Origin of the sequence: Thermatribacter velox (assembly GCF_038396615.1) — a bacterium.
GTDB lineage: Bacteria > Atribacterota > Atribacteria > Atribacterales > Thermatribacteraceae > Thermatribacter > Thermatribacter velox.
The window spans coordinates 1,844,574-1,861,825 of the sequence record NZ_CP121689.1; the positions used below are offsets into that span (position 1 = coordinate 1,844,574).

The window sequence follows — 17,252 nt, forward strand, 5'->3', positions numbered from 1 at the left end:
AACAAAAAGAGTGTTTCAAGTTATTATCTCACAAATCAGGTCTTCTTTAAAATGGCCATCGAAAAGTAGGGCAAATTACGAGAGTCTCCAGACAGGGGGTAAATCTTTTCTTTGTCCGTGGAGAGGTTTTCTCCAATCCATCCTTTGCAAAAATCCTGTGAGACAAGGAAGTCTCGCCTAAGGAAAAGAGCTAACTTATAAAGGAGAAGAGTATCTGAAAGCTCGAGCAACGCTTTAAATCGCTCAAGAGAAACAGTTCCCGGTACAATACTTACCACCTCATCTCCTTGAGCAAGAGGTATACCGAGGCGGGCACCCATAGCCTGATAAGCACTGATTCCCGGAACTATCCTTATCTCCAGGTCTGCTTTTTTTTGAATCTCTGGAAACAACTTGAAAAAAGAGCCATACAGCAGGGGATCTCCAAGAACCAAAAACACCGCTTCTTTGCAAGAATACCTTGCTATCTCATCCAGAATTGTCTGCGATATTTTTCTTTCATCCCCATCGAAGCAAAGCTGCACCACCTTACAGTGGTCGGGAAGAAAAACTTTTACCACCTGATAAGCTCTACTTGAAGCTTCAGAACCCATCAAAGGGGCAAAAACCAGCTCCGCTTTTTGTAAAACTTCCAAAGCAGCCAGAGTCAACAGCTTAGGATCTCCTGGCCCCACTCCAATTACCCACAACTTCACAGCGAATATCCCCTTTCTACAAGAATAGCATCTCCTTCCACCCGGGCATGTGGAGGTGCCACAATAAGCGTACACTGCATATCAAGCTGCGAGGCTTCAAGATCTTCGATAGTCATCACTGTCTTCTCTCCTGAAGCTCTGACCAGGCCTACCGCAACACCAGAACCTCGATATTTCGCAAAAACCGATTTCAAAAAAGCTATTTTTTCTTCCTTTCCTCGTTCCACCAGGTTGTAAACAGCCACAGCCAGGTCAGTAGCCGCCAGAAGCTCCAGGTCTTTTTTGATCCTATCCCAGGGCACCAGGTAGTCGCTCAAGCTAACCACGGCAAAACCACCTACCAAGGGTGAACCCAGCCTGGAAGCCACATAAAGACAGGCACTTACTCCGGGAATTATCTTCCAGGAAACACCTCGAGATAGAGCAATTTCTAAGGCAGGAGAAACCATCCCAAAAACGCCCACGTCACCACTGCTGACCAGAGAAACTCGATTGCCCTTCTCAGCCAAAGAAACTGCCAGCTCAGCCCGCTTCACTTCTTCACCCATCGCCGAGTATTTCCTCACAACCCTTCCTTCAAGATGCGGAGGTACCAAATCGAGATACCTGCGGTAACCTAAAATCCATTCACTATCCTCAAGGGCTTCCCGAGCCTGAACAGTAAGGTTTGGGCTGCCCCCAGCTCCTAAACTAACCAGATAAAGCAAACCTTTTCTGCACCAGCTCTTTCTACCCAGCGCTAAAGTTATCCCTGGGTAAACGGTTTTAGGCACCAGAATTTCGCACCCCGAAAGAATTAAAGCTGGCTCAACCAAACCCGGGATGTTAAGGTGCTTTTTGGCACAGGGAGAGCTAAAATTCCCTTCAACTCTCCGTAGCTCTTCCTCACAAACTCCTTTCACTGGAACGCCCAGTTTCTCTCCAAGTGGCAACAAAGCTTCTTTTTTGCGCTCTAAAGTAAGCAACTCTTTGATAGAAGCCATAGAATATGCATGCCGCTTGAAGAAATCTCGAATGGCTTCTTCTATCCTTTCAACGGAAACGCTTTTTCTAAAACCAATGCTCACAACCAGGGTGCGCGGCCTGATTGCCACCCAGCCCTTTGCGGCCAAAATCCGCTCTCCAAAAAACAAAAACTCCTGCCCAGGGAGTTTCCCGGTCCACTCCTTCAAAGAGTAGCCAGGGAAAGCTGGGAGGGAAAAAGCCGAGTCAAAAAAGAAATCTACTTCATTTCCTCTAACTAAACGACTCAATATCTTTAGCAAGCTTTCGCGTTCGCCCTCCAGAGTTCCTTCCAGCCGTGATGCCACTTCTTCCGGGGAAAACAAGCCGCGCACGTTGGAAGCAGTAGTCACCACCGCCTCTGCTCCTATGAAATGGGCAAGCGATCGAGCTAAGGGGTTAACTCCCCGCCAGTGGCCACCACAAAGAGCAATGCAGAAGTTGCCTTTTGAATCCACCACCAGTACTCCGGGGTCACTCCTTTTATCCCTCAGAAAAGGAGCTACCAAACGCACAGCAATGCCCAGGCTTCCTACCACAACCAGAATGTCCACCGCATTCCAGAACTTTCCGATCTCTTCACACCGGGCAACTATCACCTGAGCTCCTTTTTCTTTCTCCAGAAATTCCTTTATCTCTTTACCAGGAAAGTCGCTATCCAAAACCTCAACCAGTAAAACTTTCATCCGCGATCACCACTATAGAGGTAGGACCGCATTCCTTCCGATGACAAAAAATCTCCCACCAGAACAATGGCACTCCTTTGAAGACCATGCTCTGAAATCATGCTATGCAACTCTTCCAGAGTCCCTCTCAATATCAGCTCATCAGGCCAGGTCACATGGTACAAAACAGCGCAGGGAGTAGTAGGAGGAAAAGCAGAAAGTAGTTCTTCCTGCAAAGCCTTACTCATGGAAGTGCTCAGCAAAATGGCCATTGAACTTTGATGTTGAGCAAGCTTGCTCAACCTTTCCCGGGCAGGTACCGGTGTCTTTCCAGCAAGGCGAGTAATAACGAGGGTTTGCGAAACCCCGGGAATAGTATATTCTCTTTTTAACCTCGCCGAAGCAGCAAAAACCGAGGAAACCCCTGGTACAACCTCCACCTCGATGCTTTGCTTCTCGAGTTCCCGGATTTGCTCATTAATAGCTCCGTATAGCGCGGGATCTCCTGAATGCAACCTGACCACTTTCTTTCCTGCCTTTACCTGAGAAACCATAAAACCAACGATTTCCTCCAGCGAAAGCGAAGAGCTATCGACCAAGGTAGCGCAAGAAGGCGCAAAATCCAAAACAGCTGGATTGACAAGGGAACCAGTGTAAACAACACAATCCGCCTCTTCAAGACACTTTTTGCCTTTAAGGGTGATCAACTCTGGATCGCCAGGTCCTGCTCCCACAAAGTACACTTTAGGCATCTTTTCTCCCCCACACCAAAAAAATGCTGTTCAAAGAGTGAGCCATTCTTCGTCCCCCTCTTTCTTCAAAACGAGTAACATTCTGTTCAACTATCTGAAAATCCCGAAAAGGCATTTTTTTCATAATCTGCACTCCTTCTTCAAGGGTTTCCAGGGTTATCGCTACAAAAGCCATAATACCTCCCTCAACCAGAAGAGGAAAAGCTCTCTCCATAATAGAAGCGAGACGCCCTCCACTACCCCCTATGAAAACCCTATGGAAATTCTCCCGAGGAATAGCCTGGGGAGCCTCTCCCCTTATTAATCGCACATTACTTATTCCAAAACGCTCCAGATTGCTGCTCAAATAAAAAAGTGCCCGCCCATCACGCTCTACAGCAAAAACCGTTCCTCCGCCAATGCGCCGGGCTATTTCCACAGTAACTCCCCCCGAGCCACTGCCCACTTCAAGAACCTGCATACCAGGGGAGAGCTCTAAAATAGAAATAATAAGCATCCGGTTCTCTTTCTTGGTAAGAGGTATCTTTTCTCTCACAAATTCTTCGTCTTCAAAAAAGGTGATACCCGAAGGAGAAACAAAGGGAAAATAAACCACGTGAAAACGATTCCCACCAAGCTTTTCTCTCACCTCCTCAGGTTTACCCTTGATTATTTTTTCTCCAGGCAAAGAAAGATCACCACCCACCACCACCTCACAGCCAGGGCGCACCCGCTGAACTAAAGCGAGCACCTTGCTGGTCTTACTTGAATCCCCGCTTAAAACCAATCCCCCCCTGCCTTCCTCAAGCACGAAGCGCAACTCAGAAAAATCCTCCTTGGCATGGAGGTTCAACAAAGCAAGATGGTCCCTGGCTATCCTTAAACGAGCACAAAAATACTGAAGAACGCTGATTCCCGGCACAATTTCCTTAACCCACTCTTCAGGGAGATACTTGATAAGACTGAACAGGGTAGAATCTCCAGAAAGCAACAACACTACCTCGCAATACTTTCTGTGTAGGTCTTCAAGAACCTGTAACATTTCTGAGAGCTTCCCCGGCAAAGGGACTACGGTTTGCAAGTCGGGAAAACACTGCGCAAGATCTTCTCTGCACACTACCACTTTCGCTTCCCGAAGCAATTCGTACGCCCGAAGAGTTAGCAAAGTAGGGTCACCAGGACCAGCTCCAATCACAGTGATCCAGCCCAATTTAACCTCTCCCCAGCACGCCAAGATGAAGAGAGAAAACGATGCTTTCCACCCTAAAAGCTCTTTGAACCCTTTCTTCAGCTCGATGAGAAATCTCTCTGGCCAGATATTGCCAAAACTCAGTCGCCCCTTCCCAGGAAGCGATGTGCAAAGCCACTTCCTCCGCAGTACGGGCTTCCCAAACTTTACTCCAGAAAGGAACTGGCAATCCAGCTCGCACCAGATGAGCAAAAAGAATTTCCCGCCGAGCATCGGCAACCAAATGGTGAGTATCAAAAATACCTCCAGCAATTTTCACCATTTTGCCCACCTGCCCCACCAAAAAAACCCTTTCGGCGCCAAATTCTGCACAAGTTTCCAGAGCAAAGCCTACCAGGCTGCTGATTTTTACAATTTCCTCTTTCGCAAAACCCAGCTCCAGAGCTTTTGCGTACCCATAGTTGCCAGGCACCAGACAGATTTTCTTTCTTCCCAAAAGGAAACACTGTTTCAGATGCAAGTAGACGGTCTCCTGAAAAGCTTGATGAGACATGGGAAGAACCAGACCAGTAGTACCCAGAATGGAAATACCCCCTTCTATACCCAGAATCGGGTTATAGGTGTGTTTGGCCACCTCTCTGCCCCGGGGAACAAAGACTTCCACCTCAGCAAAAAAATCCGATGGAAGAATTTCCTTTAAGTTCACTTCAATCTGACGTCGGGGAACCGGATTAATAGCCCATTCCCCAACTTTCACTCTCAAGCCTGGCTTAGTAGCTACTCCTACCCCCTCACCCCCACGAATAAATATACTCTGCTTACCTTTACGCAACCACACCCGTGCCCCAATTTCGATACCGTTTGTAACATCGGGGTCATCACCCGCGTTTTTCACAGCTAAGGCTTCAGCGTAATCTCCTTTTAGGCACACCGTTGCCGCAACCTCCCTCTCCTGACCACACGGCAACCACACTTTCACTTTTTCCCGTCGCTCACCAAGCAAAAAAAGCGCTGCAGCCTTAGCACAGGCGGCAGCATAAGTGCCTGTGCTCAGCCCTTTGCGCAACTCTTTTCTCTCTGCAAACAACCTTTCTGAAGGTTCAGTCACTTCCATCATCCCCAAAAATCCTGGCTAACATGGCGTTTACAATACTTGCTGCTATTGGACTCCCTCCCCGAGGGCCACGTAAAACCACCGCAGGTACTTCGAGCGAAAGCAGCTCCTCTTTGGCCTGAGCAGCCATTATCAGACCAACCGGACATCCTATCACCCAATCCACCGGATAACCTGCCTTGATTCTATCAACCAAGCGCAACAAGCCTGTAGGAGAGTTACCAAAAACGAACCCCCGTATTCCCTTAGCTATAGCAAGCTCCACCGCTGCTTCTGAACGCGTAGAACCAGCCCTATCTGCGAGTTGCCGACATTCCAGGCTATGTACTGCTTCCCAGAGAATCATACCACTTCGCTTGATGAGAGAGGGCGAGATACCATGACACACCATGGAAACATCACAAAAAACAGTATAACCTGGCTTTGCGACGGCTTCCCGGAACTTTTCTATAAAACCCGGCTTAACTACCAAAAGAGAAGCCAAGGAAAAATCTGCACTGGCATGCACCACTCTTTCGATAATAAAACGTCCGTACTCAGGAAGAGCGTAACAATCGAGTAATTTGTTTATTAAAGCAAAGCTTTTCTTTTCAATCTCTTTACCTTTCAAAGAAAAAACCTCTCCTTCCCTTTTCCCGGGCTCTTTCAAGTATCTTAACCAACTCCTCTCCGGTAAGCGGCCTGTAAGGCTCAAAATGTTTTCCGGAAATCAATCCATCAAAAATTCCTGAAGCGACAGTAACTAACACTGCAGTTTGATCGGCACGGCTCAGAGAATTTATATCCACCAAAACGGGAAAGTCCCCGTTTTCTACCTCAAAGTCAAGAAGAATGTAAAGCCACCGGGCAAGTTCCACCCTGGTAAGTGGTTGGTCGGGATGAAAGAAAAACTTTCCTTCCTTTTGTTCGGGAACCGCTGCTCCAGTATGGATGAGGGTCTCTACGTATCTACTGAAGGAATCGCTCCAGGAAAGATCTTCACATTTACCGGCAACATATCCCTCAGTTTTAAAATCCTTCTTGGTGGGCACATACAAAGGTATTCCCAAGCCCCAAACTACGGCTTGAGCAGCTACTGCTCGGGAAATCGCTTCAGGAAAAGCAAATTCCTTCAGATCTTCAAAAATCTCGGGATAAAGCATGCGGGCCAGTTCCTCAAGTCCCCAAGAAAGACGAGGACCAGGTCTGCTGACAATGGCCTCGTCTACTACATAAACCCTACCTTCTTTGACAGCACGAAGAGAGCGCAACTCTGGACGCTCAAGAATACTCTTTCTGGTTACCCGATTCATGACCCCACGCTGGGCAATATAAACGTCGATTTCGTCAGCCAGACTGAGAAGACGCTCAATACCAAAAGCAGCAATGCGAGAACCTGATCTAACCGGTCGTGCAGAAGAAGCAACGTTAATACCACCAGCCAAAGCAATCAACTCATCAACCAATGTCCCTGGGGTAACCGTTTTATAGTCTTTAGCCACACTCTCGAAAAACACCTTCTTCCTTTGCTCTGGAGGGATATTGCTAATCTTGGCGACAATTTTCGTTATTTCCTGATGAAAACTCTCGGAAAGCTCCCTGGCCTGTCCGCTTAAACCGGTAATTGCTCCGAGCGCGGCAAAGTAATCATCAAGATCGGCAAGGTGTTCGGGATTTAAATCGATGACCGGAATACCCACCCCCTCTAACGCCTCTACAAAGCGAGGATAGTTGGTTACAACGTAATCCCGCACCAAAACCGCATCAGGTTTTAGCGCTATGGCTTTTTCTGGATCCGAGCGATAATCAACGATTTTCTTGAGAGCCACTTCAGGAGGAAAGTCACAGGAAGTAGAAACCGCTATCAGGTTCTCTTGGGCACCCAGAAAATAAAGGCTCTCGGTATGAGCAGTATAGAGCGAAATTATACGATGCGCCGGTTCCTCCAAAACAACCTCTTTCCCCCGGAAATCACGAATGGATACTTCGGCCCAGGTTCCCTGGCAAATACAAAACACGACAACCCAGAAAACAGAAATCAACAAAACAACCTTTTTCAGACGCATCAACCACACCCCCTTATTCCACTCTGTATAAAAGATATAGTTCCCCTTCAGGGCTCTCGTAAGGTACCACCTCGATACCAAAAATCCGCTGAATGTTTTGAGGACTCAGAGCTTCTCTTTTATCCTCCCAGAGTTCCACCTGCCCCCCTTTTACAAAGATGATCTGATCGGCAAAAAGCGAAGCAAGATTTAGATCATGAAAAGCTGCTACTACCAGTTTTCCCCCTTGAGCCAGAAGCCGAGCTTTCTTCAAAAAATTGAGTGTAGAAGCAACATCGATGTTGGAAACCGGCTCATCCAGAAGAAGAACCGGTGTTTCTCTCACCAAAGCTCTCACAAAGGCCACCTTCTGAGACTCTCCGCCGCTCAGAGCAGTCACCGGAGAATCTGCAAGATGGAGAATGCCCCCTTCATCAAGGTAATGTTTGGTCAAACGATGATCTTCCTCAGAGTAGGCCCACCTTCCCGAGGAAAAGGGAAACCTACCAGTAAGAACTGTGTAATAAACCGTGTAAGGAAAACGTACAAAAAAATCTTGAGGAACCAGAGCCACATGGCGAGCCACTTCTCGTAAAGATATCTTTCTCATCTTTTTCCCACAAAGTATAACTTCTCCCTCTTGAGGCACGAGGAGACCAGAAATTAAAGACAACAAAGTACTTTTGCCCGAACCATTGGGACCGAGCAAAGCATAGAAAACTCCTCCTGTAAGGCGTAGAGAAATTTCCTTAAACACCCATCCCTCCCCGTATGAAAAAGAAACCTTATGCAGTTCCACTTCAACTTTCACTTCGTCCCTCACGCCAGGAAACTCGTTTAATGAAAAGATAAAAGAAAAAGGGACCACCAATGAGCGTAGTCCAAACACCAACCGGTATCTCTACTCCAAAATAAACTCGAATAAGGTTATCCGAAACCAAAAGTAACAGCGCACCTCCCAGAGCCGAAAGCGGCAAAAGATAAAGGTGAAGCGGACCAAAAGCGATTCGAAAAATATGGGGCACCACCAGACCCACAAAAGCAATTATGCCTCCTACCGACACTGCTGCAGCAGTGCCCAAAGTAGCCACGATCAAAAGCAAAAGGCGAAAAGTCTCAGTAGCCACTCCAGATTGACGGGCTACTTTCTCCCCAAGACACAAAACGTCCAGCGCCTTGGCTGAAAAAACACCCACCATAATTATTCCCACTGCAAAAGGCCAAAGCCACATCACCTCTTTGAGGTGAATACCCACCAGGGTACCCATTAGCCAAAAAACCAGACTTCCCACTTCCTCACCAAAAAGATGCTTCATGAAACTTACTCCCGCAGAAAAAACTGAACTCACTATAATCCCCGCTAAAACCAGACTTTCAGTTCGAAAACTACCCCTTCTCCCGCTCATAAAAAGAACCAGCAAAAGCGAAGCAAGACCGCCCAAAAAAGCAGGAAAAATAGGGTTAGACAATCCCAGATACAGTGCACAGGCTCCCCCAAAAGCAGCTCCCCCAGAAACCCCAAGAGTGTAGGGGCTGGCCAGGGGATTCAAAAGTAAAGCCTGGAAGATACAACCTGCACAACCCAGAATCAATCCAATCAAAAGAGCACCTAAAATACGGGGCAAACGTATATAGAGCACCACATCATGCCACATTTCCTGAGCGGTATCTCTCCCCAAAATAATTTTCCAAACCTCCACTAAGGGAACCTCCACAAAACCTTTGCCTACAAAATAAAGAACACCAAAGAGTAAAACCGCCCCAAGAATGAGGATGCAGGACCAGGCGAGAGACTCTCGCCTGGTCCTGCCTGGCAACTGTCTTCTACGCCCTGCTACGTAAGACATAAAGCTTTAGAGCTTTTCGACGACTTCTTTCGCGCGTTCCACAAAAATCCTGGCAAAAGCATCATATTCCCCCAATCCCTTTAAAACGGTTGACACCAAAAAACCTCGCTGCTTAAGCTGCACTTTCCAGGAATCGCTATGCTCTCCAGCCAAATCATTCAGAGCATGATCGCCAGCAACCAGCATAAAAGGCGCAAGAACTACTTTCTTTACCTTTTGTGCTTCAAGTTCCGTTACCACATCTTCGAAAGAGGGGAAACCCTCTACTGTACCCAGGAAAACATTTTCTCCGAATTCCTTCTGCAACATGAGATACAACATAGAATAAGCAGCCCCTCCAGAATGTTCGCTTCCATGACCCATCAGAACCAACGCCGTTCCTTCCTTAGAGAGGGTTGGAGCAAATATTTCCCGCAAAGCCTGGACAACCTCTTCATAATCAGAGGGATGCTCCAGTAGAGGTCTTCCTAAATAAAGCTCTTCAAAAACCGGTCTCCCATATATATCTTTCATCGCAGAAAAAGCTTGGCAAACGCTTGCTACATAGTCGTAAGTAATCCCTGGAATTACGAAAAGAGGCTGTACCGCAACTTTGTTAAATCCTTCGTCTGCAAGTTTAGCCAGCGCGGTAACGGGACTGTCAATTTTCTGTCCCTTTTTCTCAAGAGCTTTACGTACCATAGAGGAAGCATAAGCAAGGCGCACTTCCAGCCCTGGAAACTCCTTCCTGGCAAGCTCAAAAACATTCTTAATAGCGGAAGAAGCGTCCTCATAAGAAGTGCCAAAAGCAACAAGTAACAACGCTTTCTTATCTTCTCTGGACATTCCAGAGCTTACCCCAACCAACAAACACAAAACCAGCACAATACTTAAAACAATCACCAGAGACCTTCTGAACATACCAATTCCCCCTTTCATGGTTTTTGAAAAAACGAAAATTCGCCCTCTGAACCTCGCAGAGGCCGAAAAAACTTCGTTTCTCAGGCCGGTCTTCTGGCTTGAGGGCTTCAGCCTACTCGGTGCGCCTTCCCAGCTTTTCAGCCAGTGGCTTTGTGCACCTTTCGTTCCCTCTCACAGCGGCGGGTCCGCACCGGATTTGCACCGGTTTCCCGAACACCTGAGAAAATCGCTACTATTCACTTTTAAAATTTTCCGCTATATTATAGCAAAGTTGGTTTCTAAAACAATAGGACATGCAAAATATTCGGATAGGAATAGCTCAAATTGAAAATTTACTAAACGACGAAGCCGCTCTGAACTTGCACCGCCAAATGGTTTACGGAGCTCAAGCAGCTGGTGTGGAAATTCTCTGCTTCCCAGAGCTTTCCCTACATGGATACTCCTTGAATCCAGTCACCATTCGACCCTGTGGCCCGAACAGCCCTCTGCTGCAGTCAGTTCAGAAGCTATCCCGGGAAACCAGGATTACCGTCCTGGCTGGCTTCATCGAACAGGATAAATCTGGAAACCTCTTCATAGCCCACGGCATCTTTTTCCCCTGGGGCGAAAGAAAAGTTTACCGAAAAACCCACTTAAGCGCGAAAGAAAAACGCCTTTTCCATCCGGGCAATGAACTCCCCGTTTTCGAACACCCCGAAGTTTGTTTTGGCATCGCTTTGTGCGTGGAATGGCACCTGCCAGAAGTTATAGCTACCCTGAAAAGCAAGGGCGCAGAAATAATATTTGGACCTCATGCCACACCTTTCCCGCGAAACAATCTCTGGAATAAATACTTGCCAGCCCGCGCTTATGACTATCGGGTATTCATAGCCTGTTGCAACCTGTGGTTCCCCAAAAAAGAGAAATCTGGTGGAGGCTTGATAGTCATTAATCCCCGAGGCGATGTGTTAAGGGAACTGTATCTTCCAGGAAATCAGTTAGCGGTTTTCGAATTTTCGAAAGCAGAAATCAAACGCTATCATCATCCCAAAGCTGAAAACTCTATGCAACATATCCTCTTCCAGGACTTGCGCCGCCCTGAACTTTATCGAACTTGAAAAATCGCAAACACCCTTGACGACTCATACTCCTTGAATTCGAAAAAACAAATTATTTCGCAAAAAAATTTTCTCCATCAGCGATTGACTTTCCAAAATGTGGAGTTATACTATATATGGATGTTTTAAATTGCATTAATCCTACATATTGGGGTTATCATGCATTGTCCTTACTGTGGTGAGCCAGATTCACGGGTAATCGATACCAGAGTTGTTGAAAACGGATATGGCGTGCGCAGACGTAGAGAGTGCCAGAGTTGCCACCGTCGTTTCACAACCTATGAGCGTTGTGAACGGGAACCTTTAGTAGTGATTAAAAAAAGCGGCAACCGGCAGTTGTTCGACCGTAAAAAAATTCTCAATGGGCTTTTAAAAGCCTGTGAGAAAAGACCCGTGTCCACGGAAACTTTAGAGGCCGTAGCCAGCGAAGTCGAGAAAGAGCTCCAGGAAGAGGGCTTTGAAGAGGTACCTTCTTCATATATTGGGGAAAAGGTTATGGAAAAATTGAAAAAAATTGACCAGGTAGCTTACGTACGCTTTGCTTCGGTCTACCGTGAGTTTCGCGATGTAGACCAGTTCATAGAAATCTTAGGCTCTCTGGTTAAGGAAAAGGAAAAGGGGGTTTAAAAAATGGAAGAAACTTATGATCTACTCGCTCCCCGAAAAGTTCAAAAGAGGGACGGGAGAATCGTGCCTTTTGATAGGTATCGCATCGAGCGAGCTATTTACAAAGCTTTTCAGGCTGTGGGAGAAGAAACAGCAAGTGTTCCTGAAGAGCTGAGCAAAATTGTAACCACTAAATTGTTTGAAAAGTTCGGTCCAGATGCAACGGTGAACATCGAAACCATCCAGGACTTTGTTGAGGAAACATTAATCGAAAATGGTTTTTCCAAAGTAGCCAAGGCCTACATTCTCTACCGTCGCAAACGTCAGGAGCTAAGAGAAGCTCTTCAGGCAAGGGTGGATATAGAAAAAATCGTTCAGGAATATCTTCTGCAAGCGGACTGGCGCACCCAGGAAAACTCCAACACTACCTACTCTTACCCGGGCCTGGTGTTGCACGTTGCGGGTTCTGTAATGGCTAACTACACTTTAAACCGCATTTATCCCGATGAAGTCCGGGAAGCACACACTAACGCTGATATTCACATTCACGACCTCTCTTACGGATTAACGGCATATTGTGCGGGATGGTCACTGGAGCAGTTAATCCGTGAAGGGTTTGGAGGGGTAAAAGACAAAATCGCTGCCGGACCAGCCAAGCACCTCTCCGCCTTGACCGGGCAAATGGTGAACTTCCTGGGCACTATGCAAATGGAATTTGCAGGAGCCCAGGCCTTTAACTCAGTCGATACCTACCTTGCTCCTTTTGTACGTTTCGATCGGCTTAATTATCGGATGGTTAAACAACTCATTCAGCAGATGGTCTTTGCCATGAACGTGCCTTCCCGCTGGGGAAGCCAGGCACCATTCATTAACTTTTCCTTCGACTGGATCGTTCCTGAAGACATGCGCGAGCGCCCGGTCATCATTGGTGGAGAAGAACGACCAGACCTGGGTACTTACGGCGACTACCAAGAAGAAATGGACATGATTAATAAAGCCTTTCTCGAAGTCATGCTGGAAGGAGATTACGAAGGGAGAGTCTTTTCCTTCCCCATACCTACTTACAACATAACCCCTGACTTCCCTTGGGAGTCGGAAAACGCCCAACTTTTGTGGAAACTTACCGCAAAGTACGGTGTGCCGTACTTTCAAAATTTTATTTCTACTGACATGCACCCGGGAGACGTTCGCTCCATGTGTTGTCGACTGCAACTGGATTTACGCACTCTGCGCAACCGTTTTGGGGGCCTGTTTGGCTCGGCGGACAAAACCGGCTCCATTGGTGTGGTCACCATCAACCTACCCCGCATTGGCTATCTGAGCAAATCCGAAGAAGAGTTCTTCGCGCGTCTCAAACGAGCCATGTACATAGCAAAAACCGCCCTGGAAATCAAGCGCAAAGTCATCGAGCGCAATATGAAAAATGGCCTTCTTCCCTATACACGAAGATATCTGGGCACTTTTCGCAATCATTTCTCAACCATAGGTCTTGTGGGCATGAATGAAGCTTGCCTTAATTTTCTGGGAGTATCCATAGCGCATCCTGAAGGTAAATCCTTTGCAGTCAAAGTCTTGAACTTCATGAGGGAACTACTCGCTGATTTTCAGGAAGAAACGGGCAATCTTTACAACCTGGAAGCAACTCCGGCAGAAGGTGCCAGTTACCGTCTGGCACGCCACGACAAAAAGAGATTCCCGGACATTATAACTGCCGGTGAAAACGAACCCTACTACACAAACAGCACCTACCTCCCGGTTAACTATACTGAAGATCCCTTTGAAGCTCTGGAACACCAGAAAGACTTGCAAACACTTTACACTGGGGGCACTGTCTTCCATCTTTTCCTGCCCGAAACTCCTCACCCCCAGGCCGTGAAACTCTTCATTAAAAGGGCTTTCGAAAACTACCCCATACCGTATTTGACCATTACCCCTACTTTTTCAGTTTGTCCCAATCACGGGTATTTGTCTGGCAAAACCTTTATTTGTCCCCACTGCAATCAGGAAACCGAAGTGTATTCCCGAGTGGTGGGCTACTACCGCCCGGTAAGGCGCTGGAACCGGGGCAAGCAGGAAGAATTTAGAGAACGCAAAGAGTACCAGCTTGAAAAAGTGAAAGTTTTGGGAGCCTGATAAATCAGGCTCCCAGAGGGCATCATGAACATCTTTCGGGGATGGCAAAAAGTAAGTTACATCGACTACCCGGCCAGAATCGCTACCTTGCTATTTGTAGGCGGTTGCAACTTTCGTTGCCCCTACTGCCAGAATCCAGAACTGGTTAGGGAGTGGCAAGGACTACCTCTTATTGAGGAAAGTGCGGTTCGTGAGTTCCTCTTGAATCGTAAAACCTTTATCGATGCAGTATGCATAAGCGGTGGAGAGCCGCTGCTTCACTTTGAGGAATTACTACCCTTTTTGAGATGGGTCAAAAAGGAAGGTTTTCTGGTCAAGGTGGACACCAATGGGAGTTTTCCTGCCAGAGTAGAAGATCTTGAAAAAGAAGGGCTTGTGGATTACTGGGCAATCGATTTTAAACTCCTGCCAGAAAACTATTCACTGGTTGCTCCACCGGATTTAAAGAAGAAGGTCCTCGAAACCCTGGAAATGGCCTTGAATTTTCCTCTCCACAAAGTAGAGTTTCGAACTACCATTTACCCTCCTTTTCACAACTCGAAAATTTTGGAAGAAATGGCTCAATACCTTCGAGAAGCTCCCCTTTGGTACTGGCAAAATTTTCAAAACCAGAAAACTCTATCTCCAGAGGCACAAAAGGTTGCCCCTTACCCGATAGAAACCCTCAAAGCTTGGGCAAAGGAGATTAACTCCAAACTGGAAAGAGAGTTAGCTTTTGTCCGTGAATGAACATAGTCATTCCAGGTTGGCGTGTCGTAGCATCATTTCCTGATACGCTTTTTCTCTCCTATCCCAGATAAGATAGAGTATGCAAGCGTCAAAAAAGAGAAAAAGCGCGTCTTCAAAACGAGTTCCACTGCCATTTGCAAAAAGCTGAATGCTGGGTGGTGCTTTCTCGCTCTTAAAAGAAACTACCACGTCAGCAATTTTAGCAAGTGGTGTATCAGCCTTGCCGGTGAACGCAACCACTTGAGCACCAAAGTTCTTAGCCTTTTCACTGAAAAGCAAAACTGAGGAAGTAGAACCTGAACCACTGGCTACCACCAGCACATCACCATCACCGATTGCAGGACAATCTACCTCTCCCACAATATACACCCTGTATCCAAGGTGCATGAGTCGCATAGCAAAAGCCTTCAAAATCAAAAAACTTCTTCCCCGGGCCCAGAAAAAAAGGCGTTTACTTTTCCACTCCGATGCAACGTCCTTGAAAAGTCCAGATAGTGCCTTTTGGTCCAAAGTTTTAAGCAATGCATAAGCCTCATCCAGCACTACTTTTAAAACCGAAGAGAAATCAGGTAGATTCGTACTCATCGAGCAGCCTCCTCAAAAGTTTCAAGGTTTCCTCCGGAGCAGAACTCCTGGTCACCGCAGAGCCAACCACCACCACTTCAGGAGAAAGCGCCTCGAGAACCCGAGGCAAAATACGAGGGCTCAGACCACCAGCAACCATAAGAGAAAGGTTGTATTCTTTAAAAATCAATAATTCTTGCAATTCATCAAGAAATGCTACTCCCTTCTCTACCACATCATGGGGAACATGGAGGCAAAGGTAATGGGGAGGATGGGTGAGCAAGTACTGGATTTTTTCCTGGTCAGAAGGCAAAAGATCAACAGTATCTACAACTACTTTGGCTCCTTTTTCCTGGCAGGCTCTGTAAACTTCTTCCAGAGTTTCCGTCCTTGCACCAGCAAGAACCGAAACTAAAGAAGCACCGTATTCCACTGCCATTTCCGCTTCCAGAAATCCCCCGTCAGCGATTTTCAGGTCAGCAAATATGGGAATTGGCTTCTTCAAACATGCTTGCAAAGAAGGTAGTGAAGAAAGACCATATTTTAAGATAAAGGGCGTCCCTACTTCCAGAATGTCTGCCAGTTCTCCAATGGGAGTACAAAGCTCTTGTGCCTCCTCAAAAGAGACAAAATCCAGAGCAACCTGCAAGAGCACTTTCTTCATTCTTCCTCAAGCAACCTCATAATGAGCCCGCTCCACACCTTGGGATAAAAGTAGGTCGATTTCTGAGGCATTCTCTGAAAAGCATGCACTGCTCGTTCCACATCTTCAAGCGGCGTAGGTTTCATAACAAACACCAACTGATACTCGTTTTCCTCATTAGCAATCTGGAAAACGTCTTTGGTACCTCTAAGATAATCGATATAGAGGTTTTTCTTTTGGGTTTCCTCGTCAATCCCCAATATTTCCTCGAAAACCAGTTTATGCAGAACTGAGGTATCAAGGTAGCGATTGACGTCTTCTTTGCCCAGTTTTTCATCCATGATGCGGCGATCCCTCAAAGTAATACAACCCCAGGTTCCCTCCACTTTGTCGTAAACACCTATGGTGTTGGGGGGAGCCTGTTCTAAGAAAAGTTCCATGGATTCCTCACCCTCAAACAGGTGGACCACAAAATACTCCTCACAGCGCTTGAAAAAGTCTTTTATTCTCTCTACCGGCAAACCATGTATCAGGCGATGGGTGGGCAAAACAAGAAGACCCGGATTTTTAAGGTTAACCAGAGTCATCATCACGTAATCCGCTGGTAAATCCCCAGGAGGGTCTCCCAACTTTTCCCGAACTTCCTGACGATACATAAGGCTGGTCTCGTAACGGTGATGCCCATCAGCAAGGATGATAGTCCTCGGGTTTAAAAGCCTTCGGATTCTGTCGATTACCCGGGTATCGGATATTCTGAAAATCCGATGCAATACACCATCAAAGTCCACAAATTCCATAAGCAGGTTTTCTCTTTTTTTGTTCTCTTCCAACAGTGAATCCACTTCCATGGTGCTTTCGTTAAAAATACCAAAAATCTGCTCCAGATTGGCCTCGGTGGCTCTGAGCAGCTCCAGGCGGTCTTGAGAATACTTGGGCATGGTTTTTTCATGAGGCAGGATGATGCGCTTTTCGAATTCTTCGATACGCACCAAAGTGATAAAACCTGTGCGTACTTTTTTCTCGCCGGAACGTGGAACAGTAAACTCCTGCTCATAAACATAAAAAGCGGGCAAGGAATCTCTTTCAATCACTTCTTTTGCCAACCAGTTTCTGAAGAGTTTGGCAGCATTCTGGTAGCCACTATCATCTTTTCCCAGAATAACATGCACAATGTTCTGGGGATTGCGAGCCAGTAGCTCCTTTTTACGGCGAGAAATGACATCATAGGGTGGAGCAACCAGCTCCCCAATGTGGCCCTTTTCAATCAGCCTCTGCGAATAGTGATATCCACGAAAAGGTTTCAAAACAGCCAT

At 46.7% G+C, this 17,252-nt stretch carries 17 protein-coding genes and 1 riboswitch; of the genes, 4 read left to right on the top strand and 13 right to left on the bottom strand.

The window, feature by feature from the left end:
• Nucleotides 1–35: 35 nt before the first annotated feature.
• Genes QBE54_RS09125 through QBE54_RS09170 form a run of 10 tightly spaced genes read right to left on the bottom strand, consistent with a single transcriptional unit; the run spans nt 36 to nt 10,167 of the window.
• Complete coding sequence (locus QBE54_RS09125; protein WP_369017880.1) at nt 36–695, bottom strand: precorrin-2 C(20)-methyltransferase; 660 nt, start codon at nt 693–695, stop codon at nt 36–38.
• Nucleotides 692–2,383, bottom strand: coding sequence for a cobalamin biosynthesis protein (locus tag QBE54_RS09130; RefSeq protein ID WP_369017881.1), 1,692 nt, complete (start codon nt 2,381–2,383; stop codon nt 692–694). Before QBE54_RS09130 ends, QBE54_RS09125 begins: the two co-directional genes overlap by 4 nt.
• Nucleotides 2,380–3,114 carry a precorrin-4 C(11)-methyltransferase gene (gene cobM, locus QBE54_RS09135; RefSeq protein WP_369017882.1) on the bottom strand — a complete coding sequence of 245 codons (735 nt, stop codon included), beginning with the start codon at nt 3,112–3,114 and terminating at the stop codon, nt 2,380–2,382. The genes QBE54_RS09130 and cobM overlap by 4 nt, the downstream gene beginning before the upstream one ends.
• Entirely contained in the window at nt 3,107–4,303 is a 1,197-nt protein-coding gene (gene cbiT / locus QBE54_RS09140; protein ID WP_369017883.1) for a precorrin-6Y C5,15-methyltransferase (decarboxylating) subunit CbiT, read from the bottom strand. Before cbiT ends, cobM begins: the two co-directional genes overlap by 8 nt.
• Nucleotide 4,304: 1 nt before the next feature.
• The gene (gene cbiD, locus QBE54_RS09145; RefSeq protein WP_369017884.1) at nt 4,305–5,399 is read right to left on the bottom strand and encodes a cobalt-precorrin-5B (C(1))-methyltransferase CbiD; all 1,095 of its coding nucleotides are present in this window, start codon (nt 5,397–5,399) and stop codon (nt 4,305–4,307) included.
• Nucleotides 5,383–6,006 (bottom strand): precorrin-8X methylmutase, encoded by a 624-nt coding sequence (locus tag QBE54_RS09150; protein ID WP_369017885.1) that lies wholly within the window; start codon nt 6,004–6,006, stop codon nt 5,383–5,385. Before QBE54_RS09150 ends, cbiD begins: the two co-directional genes overlap by 17 nt.
• On the bottom strand, nt 5,996–7,441 hold the full coding sequence (locus tag QBE54_RS09155) for an ABC transporter substrate-binding protein (protein ID WP_369017886.1): 1,446 nt from the start codon (nt 7,439–7,441) through the stop codon (nt 5,996–5,998). Before QBE54_RS09155 ends, QBE54_RS09150 begins: the two co-directional genes overlap by 11 nt.
• A 13-nt stretch (nt 7,442–7,454) precedes the next feature.
• Nucleotides 7,455–8,231, bottom strand: coding sequence for an ABC transporter ATP-binding protein (locus QBE54_RS09160; protein ID WP_369017887.1), 777 nt, complete (start codon nt 8,229–8,231; stop codon nt 7,455–7,457).
• On the bottom strand, nt 8,221–9,267 hold the full coding sequence (locus tag QBE54_RS09165; RefSeq protein WP_369017888.1) for a FecCD family ABC transporter permease: 1,047 nt from the start codon (nt 9,265–9,267) through the stop codon (nt 8,221–8,223). The genes QBE54_RS09160 and QBE54_RS09165 overlap by 11 nt, the downstream gene beginning before the upstream one ends.
• A gap of 6 nt (nt 9,268–9,273) precedes the next feature.
• A complete protein-coding gene (locus tag QBE54_RS09170; RefSeq protein WP_369017889.1) occupies nt 9,274–10,167 on the bottom strand; it encodes a sirohydrochlorin cobaltochelatase in 894 nt (297 codons plus the stop codon).
• 65 nt (nt 10,168–10,232) lie between these two features.
• Nucleotides 10,233–10,403: riboswitch (cobalamin riboswitch) on the bottom strand.
• Nucleotides 10,404–10,460: 57 nt separating this feature from the next.
• Here QBE54_RS09170 and QBE54_RS09175 point away from each other — a divergent pair.
• The 4 genes from QBE54_RS09175 (at nt 10,461) to QBE54_RS09190 (ending at nt 14,732) form a co-directional block, all read left to right on the top strand.
• Complete coding sequence (locus QBE54_RS09175) at nt 10,461–11,264, top strand: nitrilase-related carbon-nitrogen hydrolase (protein WP_369017890.1); 804 nt, start codon at nt 10,461–10,463, stop codon at nt 11,262–11,264.
• A gap of 159 nt (nt 11,265–11,423) precedes the next feature.
• Complete coding sequence (gene nrdR / locus QBE54_RS09180) at nt 11,424–11,891, top strand: transcriptional regulator NrdR (RefSeq protein ID WP_369017891.1); 468 nt, start codon at nt 11,424–11,426, stop codon at nt 11,889–11,891.
• A 3-nt stretch (nt 11,892–11,894) separates the two neighbouring features.
• Entirely contained in the window at nt 11,895–14,003 is a 2,109-nt protein-coding gene (locus QBE54_RS09185) for a ribonucleoside triphosphate reductase (RefSeq protein ID WP_369017892.1), read from the top strand.
• A 24-nt stretch (nt 14,004–14,027) separates the two neighbouring features.
• Complete coding sequence (locus QBE54_RS09190; protein WP_369017893.1) at nt 14,028–14,732, top strand: anaerobic ribonucleoside-triphosphate reductase activating protein; 705 nt, start codon at nt 14,028–14,030, stop codon at nt 14,730–14,732.
• 6 nt (nt 14,733–14,738) lie between these two features.
• Here the strand turns inward: QBE54_RS09190 and hxlB are convergent, their stop codons facing one another.
• Genes hxlB through QBE54_RS09205 form a run of 3 tightly spaced genes read right to left on the bottom strand, consistent with a single transcriptional unit; the run spans nt 14,739 to nt 17,252 of the window.
• A complete protein-coding gene (gene hxlB, locus QBE54_RS09195) occupies nt 14,739–15,317 on the bottom strand; it encodes a 6-phospho-3-hexuloisomerase (protein WP_369017894.1) in 579 nt (192 codons plus the stop codon).
• Nucleotides 15,298–15,960 (bottom strand): orotidine 5'-phosphate decarboxylase / HUMPS family protein, encoded by a 663-nt coding sequence (locus QBE54_RS09200; protein ID WP_369017895.1) that lies wholly within the window; start codon nt 15,958–15,960, stop codon nt 15,298–15,300. The genes hxlB and QBE54_RS09200 overlap by 20 nt, the downstream gene beginning before the upstream one ends.
• Nucleotides 15,957–17,252, bottom strand: a complete 1,296-nt coding sequence (locus QBE54_RS09205) for a DUF1015 domain-containing protein (RefSeq protein WP_369017896.1) — start codon at nt 17,250–17,252, stop codon at nt 15,957–15,959. The genes QBE54_RS09200 and QBE54_RS09205 overlap by 4 nt, the downstream gene beginning before the upstream one ends.